The 8771-nt window shown below is 48.1% G+C and carries 5 protein-coding genes; 2 read left to right on the top strand and 3 right to left on the bottom strand.

What is annotated here, in order from left to right:
- Positions 1-139 precede the first annotated feature (139 nt).
- The 3 genes from C7B77_RS16835 to C7B77_RS16845 all read right to left on the bottom strand — a co-directional run bounded on the left by C7B77_RS16835 (position 140) and on the right by C7B77_RS16845 (position 4732).
- Complete coding sequence (locus tag C7B77_RS16835) at positions 140-1552, bottom strand: MFS transporter (RefSeq protein ID WP_106307219.1); 1413 nt, start codon at positions 1550-1552, stop codon at positions 140-142.
- 178 nt (positions 1553-1730) lie between these two features.
- On the bottom strand, positions 1731-2954 hold the full coding sequence (locus C7B77_RS16840; RefSeq protein WP_106307222.1) for an ABC transporter permease: 1224 nt from the start codon (positions 2952-2954) through the stop codon (positions 1731-1733).
- Positions 2955-3127: 173 nt separating this feature from the next.
- On the bottom strand, positions 3128-4732 hold the full coding sequence (locus C7B77_RS16845; protein WP_106307225.1) for an efflux RND transporter periplasmic adaptor subunit: 1605 nt from the start codon (positions 4730-4732) through the stop codon (positions 3128-3130).
- A gap of 479 nt (positions 4733-5211) precedes the next feature.
- Between C7B77_RS16845 and C7B77_RS16850 the strand changes: the two genes are divergently transcribed.
- Both C7B77_RS16850 and C7B77_RS16855 read left to right on the top strand, forming a co-directional pair.
- Positions 5212-6081, top strand: coding sequence for a tetratricopeptide repeat protein (locus C7B77_RS16850; RefSeq protein WP_425430828.1), 870 nt, complete (start codon positions 5212-5214; stop codon positions 6079-6081).
- A 262-nt stretch (positions 6082-6343) separates the two neighbouring features.
- Positions 6344-8771: DNA gyrase/topoisomerase IV subunit A (locus C7B77_RS16855; protein ID WP_106307231.1), on the top strand; the 2428-nt coding region annotated here is incomplete at its 3' end.

Here is an 8771-nt window from a genome sequence, read left to right on the forward strand (position 1 = left end):
GGTGGATGGGTGGATGGGTGGATGGGTGGATGAGTATAGTTAAGCCTTACGCCCTATTTCCTTTCCCCCTGTTACCTGTTCCCCGTTCCCTAAAGCCTAAAGCCTAAAGCCTAAAGCCTAAAGCCTAGAGCCTAAAGCCTTAAGAATGCTGGTGGCTGATATCAGTGTAAGCGTGGGTGTGACTGACTTGAGAGTGAGCGTGTGGATGTGCATGTGTCGATCGTTGGTGAAGGCTCTCTGAAAGAGAATCGTCGATCGTTACTTCAGTAAGATGCTCGTGCTGGTGTTCGTGGTGGAAATCGTGGTGGTGAGGGTGGGTGTGCCAAATTTCGGCGTGAGTGTGGGCAAATCGATCGGGGGCGAGGGCTAGATGCACTGCTGTAAGTAATGCCAGTCCGATGAGACTACCATACAGAAAAGTACGATCGCCAAAGGTGGTACCCAGCCAGCCAGCCAAGGGATAAGCCCCCGCCCACCAGAGATGACTCCAGGCAAAATGCGCACCATATACCCGCCCTTGCAGATCTTTGGGCGTGCGATCGGCGATTAAGGTTTGCATCGATAGATTAATTAGGCTTTGGCCGCATCCGGCGATCGCCCATAATAAAATCAGCGGAACTAGTCCGACATTATCGGCACCCAGTAAGGCAGCGTTAATCAGGATGCCGCCACCTAAGAGGGTGAGGATTTTCGATCGATATTGGGGAAAAATCCCGATCGCGATCGTGCCTAGAGTTGCCCCCAAACCGAAGCCCATCATCACCCAGCCATATTCTACAGCGGTGTGGCCGAGCTTACCCTGCACGTAACCGACGGTATTTACCAAGATCTGCGCGCCTGCGATCGAAGCCACTAATTGCAGGAGCAAGCCATACCGAATCGGTGCATCCGTCCATAGTCTCAGTGTACCCACTTGAATATCCGATCGAATCTGTTGGATGGATCGATTTCCGGCTGTTGCCGCATCTGTCCGTAAATTTCTCGGTAAAGTACCGATGAGAATTGCGGCAATAATAAAGCTCAAACCATCCCAGAAAAATAAATCTCTAGCACCGACAAATAATGCCAAGATGCCAGCAATTCCGGGGCCAAATACGCCCAAAATTTGATAAGTCGTACTAGATAGCGCGATCGCTTGGGGATACTCGCTTGCATCGGTTACTAATGGAATTGTCGCTTGATATGTGGGGCTAAAAAAGGCATTGAGCATATTTAACCCCAGTACCAATGCGTAGATTTGCCAGATACTATTCACGAATGGTAACAGACAAACTAATAGCATCCGCCCCAAATGAGTAATTATCAAAATCGGCTTGCGATCGACTCGATCGGCTAATACTCCTGCTACTGGTGAAAGTAAGGTAAAAGCGATCACTCGCAGTGTCAGAGCACCTGCTAAGACGATCGGTGCAGATTTACCAGCCAGTTCAAACGCGAGTAATGCCAACCCCAACCAAGTCAAAGCATCGCCTAGCAAACTAATTGTTTGAGCCAGATAAAGCTGTCTGAAAATGGGATTGTGGAGGCTGGTACCAAAGCTAATTTTCTTCATTAACTCAGATGAATTACTAACGATTTACATTTGAGACAATACTAATATAGTAATCTATTTGAGCTGTTATTATGGATAAAAATAATTACTGAAAATCTGCAAGGACAGATACCCGACTTCTTCGAGAAGTCGGGTATCTAGCAGTAACGGTCGAAATGTCTCCGATCGGAAAAATGATTTAGACGCTTCTTAAAGCCTCGATCGGATCTAATCTGGCTGCTTGGCGAGCGGGAACGACACCAAAGAATAAACCGATCCCACCGGAGACACTCACGGCTAAGACAATTGCCGACGGGGAAATTGCGGCTGTCTTGAGCGGACTAAAATTGCGAACTAAAATAATCCCACCCACGCCGATGAGAGTACCGATAATGCCACCAACTACCGACAGAATGATGGCTTCGATCGTGAATTGAGTCAGGATATCATTTTGAGTCGCCCCGATCGCTTTACGCAAGCCAATTTCTTGAGTGCGTTCGGTGACAGAGACAAGCATGATATTCATTACACCGATACCACCAACGAGCAGCGAAATTCCCGCGATCGCGCCTAGTAATAATGTCAGCGCACCCGTAATCGTCGAGACGATCGTCAGAGCATCTTTTTGGTTGCGAACGGTGAAATCATCTTCGCCGACGATCTTATGTCTGCGTCGCAATAAATTGGTGATTTGGAATTCGGCAGCATCCATACTTTCGCTATCTTTAGCCGATACCGAAATCAACGATACTCGCAATCCAAATGGTGAAGTTCTACCAATTATTCGCTTGCTCATCGTCGTAATCGGAACGAAGACTGTATCGTCTTGGTTGCTACCGAAGGAAGTGCCTTTTTCCTCCATCAATCCCACTACTTCAAAACTCAGATCCTTAATCCGAATCTGTTTGCCCAATGGATTCATATTGCCAAATAATCTTTGGGCAATATCGGTACCTAGCATCGCAACTTGTTTGTCCTCTTTAACATCCAGGTCATTTATAAAGCGACCTCGACTAACTGCAAAATTCCGCACTGCCGGAAATTCACGAGTCGTACCCTGAATAATCGAAGTAGTCGTAATATTTTGGTAGCTAACTACAAACGAATTCTGGAGCACTGGTGCGACTCCCGAAACAGACGGAACTTGACGCGCTATCGCCCGAGCATCGCTCAAGACTAGCGTCGGCGGTACCCCACCACTGCGAATATTTTGGGCTTTAGGAGATCCAGGTAAAATAAATAAGGTATTTGGCCCCAGACTTTTAAATTGATCTGTCGCGAGGATTTGCGTACCCTCACCCACACCGATCATCCCAATTACCGAAGCATTACCAATAATAATTCCGAGCATGGTGAGACCGCTCCGCAGCTTGTTAGCTACGAGCGTTTGAGTAGCCATTTTAAAGCTTTCAAAGATATTCATCTTTTAGTGAATAGTGAATAGTGAATAGTGAATAGTTGATGGTGAATGGTGAAGAGTGAATAGTGAATAGTTGATGGTGAATAAGAGTATAGTGAGCAGCCGCGAACATTTAATACTCAACTTCCAACTTTCAATGCCCAACTATCCACTATCCACTATCCACTATCCACTAATTATTTATTTCCATCGCCGAGCATTTTTTCTTTAAATCCAGGGGGGACATCGATGAAGACTCGATCGCCAGATTTGAGACCTTCTTTTACTTGAATTTTGTCTCTAAATGTGGTGCCAACTTTGATTTCTTTGAACGTAGGTTCGTTATTTTCGCCAGGTACATAAACGCCTGTTTTGCCTTTTTTGGAACCGATCGCAACAGTGGGTACAGTTATCGCATTATTGGTGCGTCTGCCGCTAAAAACGGTATTGACATTCATACCCGATCGCAAGACATCTTTGCCAGTATCGAGGGCAACGCGAACTTCAAACGAGGTGACGTTTTGTTCGACTACTGCTTCTGGAGCCACTAGGCGGACGGTACCTTGAAAGGGTCGCTCGCTATAGGCATCGGCAGTAATTTCGACTTTTTGACCGAGTTTGATTTTGCCGATATCGACTTCTGGTACCTTAGCTTTAACTTCCATATCCTTGGCTAAAGCCACGATCGAAGTAGAAGTTGCCGAGGTACTAGTCGAAGCCGAAGTTGTGGGCGTTACAAATGCCCCGACGCTGGCATACCGTTGGGTAATCAATCCGGCAAACGGCGCGACGACGGTAGAATCGCTCAGTTGCGATCGAGCCGATTGTAATTGGGCGTTAGCTACTGCTAGTGCTGCTGTCAGTTGGGCGATATCTTCGGGACGCGAGCCATTTTTGGCTTGCTCGTATGCAGCTTGGGCTTGATTGACTTGAGCGGCTAAACTAGCGACATCTTCCGTCCGACTGCCGAGTTGAGATTGGCGCAGGGCTTGTTGGACTTCAGAGACGGCAGCTTGACGCTGGTTGATTTCTGATGCAGTACTGTTGCGTACCTGTTGGAGCTTTTGTTGGGCGTCGAGGAGATTGGCTCTGGCAGTTTGATAGTCAGCAGTAGCTCGATCGAGTGCATCCTGCGATACCGCTCCCGATTGCCGCAACGATCGATTGCGATCGACTTGGGCTTGGGCGAGTTTGAGTCGCGCTGTAGCTGAGGAAACTTGGGCTGTAGCCTGTTCGATTTGTTGGGGTGCGATCGATCGCGACAAATTTAAATTGGCTTGGGCTTGGGCGAGTTTTGCCCGCACCTGGGCGGTTTCTTCAGGGCGATTGCCGTTTTTGGCTTTATTTAAATTGGCTTGGGCTTGCTCTAGCCTCGCTTTGGCTTGGGCGATTTCTTCGGGGCGCGAGCCATTTTTAGCTTTATCTAAATTGGCTTGGGCTTGCTGCACGTTAGCTTGAGCTTGGGCGAAGGCTGCTTGCGCTTCGGCATTTTCCATTTGAGCGATTTTTTGCCCTTGGGTAACCCGATCTCCCTGCTCGACAAATAGTTGCGACACTCTACCTGCCGTCTTAGGACTGATATTGGCAGTCTGGAAGGGGATGACGTTGCCGCTAGCTGTGATGCGCTCGGTGAGATCTGCGGCTTTAGCGGCAGTCGTGTAGCGAGCTAGGTCGATCTTATTGGCTGGCTTGAACTGAGTTACTGCAATCGTTCCGAGTGCCGCTAGCCCGAGGGTTGCCGCAGCTACGCCTGCAATTACAGGGATCGGACGCTTGATGTTATGTATGAGAGGTAGTTGCATAGGAGATCGAGGGGCACTTATTTAGGGTTAGGACTCTCGAATTGCTTCTCGTTGGCGCACTCAGACAGAGCGTAGCCGCATTAGCCTCTCCAATGGAGAGTAAATCTGCCGATTAGACAGCTCGAAGATTGACTTTTAATAAAATCTGTTACTTTTATTTACAAGTTTAACTCGATATCATGGGTAGTGACTAGTGTCAAAAGTCATATCGCTCAGTAGTGAAAACCCTCTGTAAATCTACTTAGGGATCGCCACTTTTAACTCGATCGAGTTGCTAAGTGCGGTAGCCTGGATCTAAGCGCGTACCGATCTCGATCGATCGCCTGAGTCGATCTTAGCTTCGCGATCGTTGTCAAGTAGCTGTAGAATCTGTCTTATGATGGACTCGACAAACAACACCAACCTCCCGCTCAAAAGTTGCAATCTCGACGGTTTTCTATCTACTTGTCTTCGATATATATACCTAGACCTAACTTATCGTGCATAAACGGATCTATCTCTTCTTACTCCCGATCGCTTGCCTGGGGATTTTGAGCTTGCCCATGTCTATGTCTGCTCACAGCCAAGCTTTAGTACCTTATACCCCCAAGAAAGACCCAAAATCTTTAGAAGACACAAGTAAAATCTTACTCAGACAAGCCGCTGGATTAGTTCAATTTCAACAATACGAACAAGCAATTCCGCGCGTTGCTTTAGCCACTCAATTAGCACCAAAAAGCCATGAAGCTTGGTTCTTTTTAGGTTCCTTATACGTCCAAACTCAAAAGTATCAAAGAGGGATCGATGCCTTGCTACAGGCAAAGGCCATCAAACCTCAAGATCCAGACATCTTATTTATGTTAGGTTCGGCCTATTTCCAAAAAGGCGATCTGCCACAAGCGATCGATACCCTGCAAGCTGGACTAAAAATCAAGCCAGATAATAATAGCGCGCTGTTCGATCTCGGTAATGCTTATTATAAATCGAATAAATACGCCGACGCGATCGCTCAATATCAAAAAGCTGTTAAAAAAGACCCGAAATTTTGGCCAGCTATTAACAATATCGGGTTGGTTAATTACGAAACAGGCGATATCAATGGTGCCATGCAAAACTGGCAACGCGCGATCGCCATCGATCCCAAAGCCGCCGAACCTGTACTCGCAATGGCAGTAGCTCTGTTTACTCAAGGCAAACAAGCTGAGGCATTTACTACTGCCGAAAAAGCAATTACCCTCGACAGTCGTTATGCGAACATTCAATACCTCAAAGATAACTTGTGGGGTGATAAACTCCTCAATGACACTCGCAAACTAATCCAGACCCCACGGGTGCGGGAATTTATTACTAAGGCTCCGGCTAGAGGATAGGGGATAGGGAATGGGGGATAGCGAATAGGGGATAGGGATTAGCCGCTAGATTTTAGGTCTGTGATTCTATGTTCGATCCTTTGGGAAATAGGAAATATCGGAACGCTTGCGTTCCAACCCCTATTCCCTATCCCCTATTCCCTATTCCCTATTCCCTATTCCCTTAGTAATTGTGTATTATTATTTTGCAGTCTCGCCCGATTGCGAACAGTTTGTGGCAGACTGAGATTAACTTAAGCGATCGAGATAGGCATTTGAACTCATGGTAAAACAGTTAGATCTGCTAGGTACAGAAAAAATTATTCCGATCGACCTGCCCTCAGAGATGCAGCGATCGTACCTGGAATACGCCATGAGTGTGATTGTAGGACGGGCGTTGCCTGACGTCCGCGATGGACTAAAACCAGTACATCGGCGGATCGTCTATGCAATGCACGAGTTGGGACTCACACCCGATCGACCGTACCGCAAATGCGCTCGTGTCGTTGGGGATGTCTTGGGTAAATATCACCCCCATGGCGACCAATCGGTCTATGACGCCCTAGTGAGGCTGGTTCAGGACTTTTCAACCCGTTATCCACTCTTGGCCGGACACGGTAATTTTGGCTCAGTCGATAACGATCCGCCAGCAGCGATGCGGTATACCGAGACGCGACTAGCACCACTGAGTCACGAAGCTCTCTTGGGCGAGATTGGCACCGCAACGGTAGACTTTATCGGTAACTTTGATAATTCCCAACAAGAACCGACAGTTTTACCCGCACAAGTACCGATCCTGCTGGTTAATGGCTGTAGCGGGATTGCGGTCGGGATGGCGACTAATATTCCCCCCCACAATATCGGCGAAGCGATCGATGGAGCAATTGCTCTCATCGACAAACCCGATCTCCCCGATGCCAAATTGTGGGAATTAATTCCCGGCCCCGATTTTCCCACAGGTGGGGAGATTATGGGTACAGATGGCATCCACGATGCTTATCGGACGGGAAGAGGGATTATTACCGTGCGTGGGGTTTCGCATATCGAAGTTGCTAGCGATCGCGCCAAACTCACTAAATCAAAAAAACGGCGCGATTCGCTCATCGTCACCGAACTACCTTTTCAGGTAAATAAAGCCGCCTGGATTGAAAAAGTTGCCGAACTCGTCAACGCGGGCAAAATTGATGGCATTGCCGATCTGCGCGACGAAAGCGATCGCGAGGGGATGCGCGTCGTTATCGAGATCAAACGCGATAGCGAACCCAGCAACGTCCTCGAACAACTCTATCGCCAAACCGCTCTCCAGAGTAACTTTGGCGCGATTTTGCTGGCAATTGTCGAAGGACAACCCAGACAACTCACCCTCAGACAACTGCTCGAAGAATTTCTCAAGTTTCGAGAAATTACCCTCACGCGTCAGTACGGGAACGAACTCGAACAAGCCCAAAAACGGGTACACCTGGTGTCTGGCTTACTCACGGCATTAGATAATCTCGATGCGGTCATTACGATCCTCCGCAACGCCCCAGATGGCACGACTGCTAAAGCGATCTTCCAGACAGAGTTAAATCTGAGCGACACGCAGGCAGACGCAATTTTAGCTATGCCCATGCGCCGTTTGACTGGCTTAGAAAAGAAGAATCTCCAAACAGAATTTCAAGAAATCAACACCAAGATTAATACCCTCAATAACCTCTTACAAGATCGGAACGAATTGCTCAAATCGCTCAAGAAAGATCTGCGATCGCTCAAACGCAAATTCGCAGACGATCGTCGGACGAAAATTACCAAATTAGAGCCGCCTACCCCACAACCAAAGCCAGATAGAGCCACCTCAACTAGAACTAAAACTACTAGTAGCGAGACACCCAAAGAGACTCGTGCTAGGACACTCCCAGCATCCCAACTCCAAATCATTGAAACCGAACCCGGTCAACCAGCGACTGTCGAAATTACCCATCAAGGATACATTAGACGCCTGAGTAAAACCGGGGCAAAACTCAATTTGCAAACTAATGATTTTGTCACCAAAACTTACCAAACTAACACCGAAGAAGAACTCATATTAGTCACTGATGAGGGCAAAGCTTATCCCTTAAGAATTCGCGATATCCCGCCCACCCTCGGTAACGATCGTGGAACGCTCCTGGCTAGTCTAATTCCCGCATTAGCGGAAAGCCCTGACGAGCGTGTTATATTTAGCCTTCCTACTCCCGACGAAGCCCCAGATGACATGCAGCAACTGCTGCTGCTCACCGCTCAAGGGAAAATTAAACGCGTCCTCCTGCAAGAACTCAGCGGACTCACCAACCGAGGTACCACCCTGATCAAACTTCGGGAAGACGACAAACTGCACACCATTACCCCACTGACTAACCAGCGCGAAATCGTTATCGCCACATCCGGCGCGCGGATTCTCCGCCTCGCCCTCGCCTCCGAGCAAATCCCCCTAATGGGACGAGTTTCCCAAGGTATCCAAGCTCTCAAAGTTGGCAATAGAGAGCAGATCGTCGGTTGTATTCCAGCTAATAGTACCGACGAGATCGTCCTAGTCTCCCGTCAAGGATACGCCAAACGCATCCCCATCGCGGCGATTCGGATCGTCCAAACTGGCAATATGGGCACCCACGCCATGCAATTTGCCATCAAAACCGATAATCTGCTCTACATCAACATTCCGGCTGAAACGCTCGATCTAGTCACCACTACCC

Source organism: Chamaesiphon polymorphus CCALA 037, assembly GCF_003003845.1.
In the GTDB taxonomy this organism is placed as follows: Bacteria; Cyanobacteriota; Cyanobacteriia; order Cyanobacteriales; family Chamaesiphonaceae; genus Chamaesiphon; species Chamaesiphon polymorphus.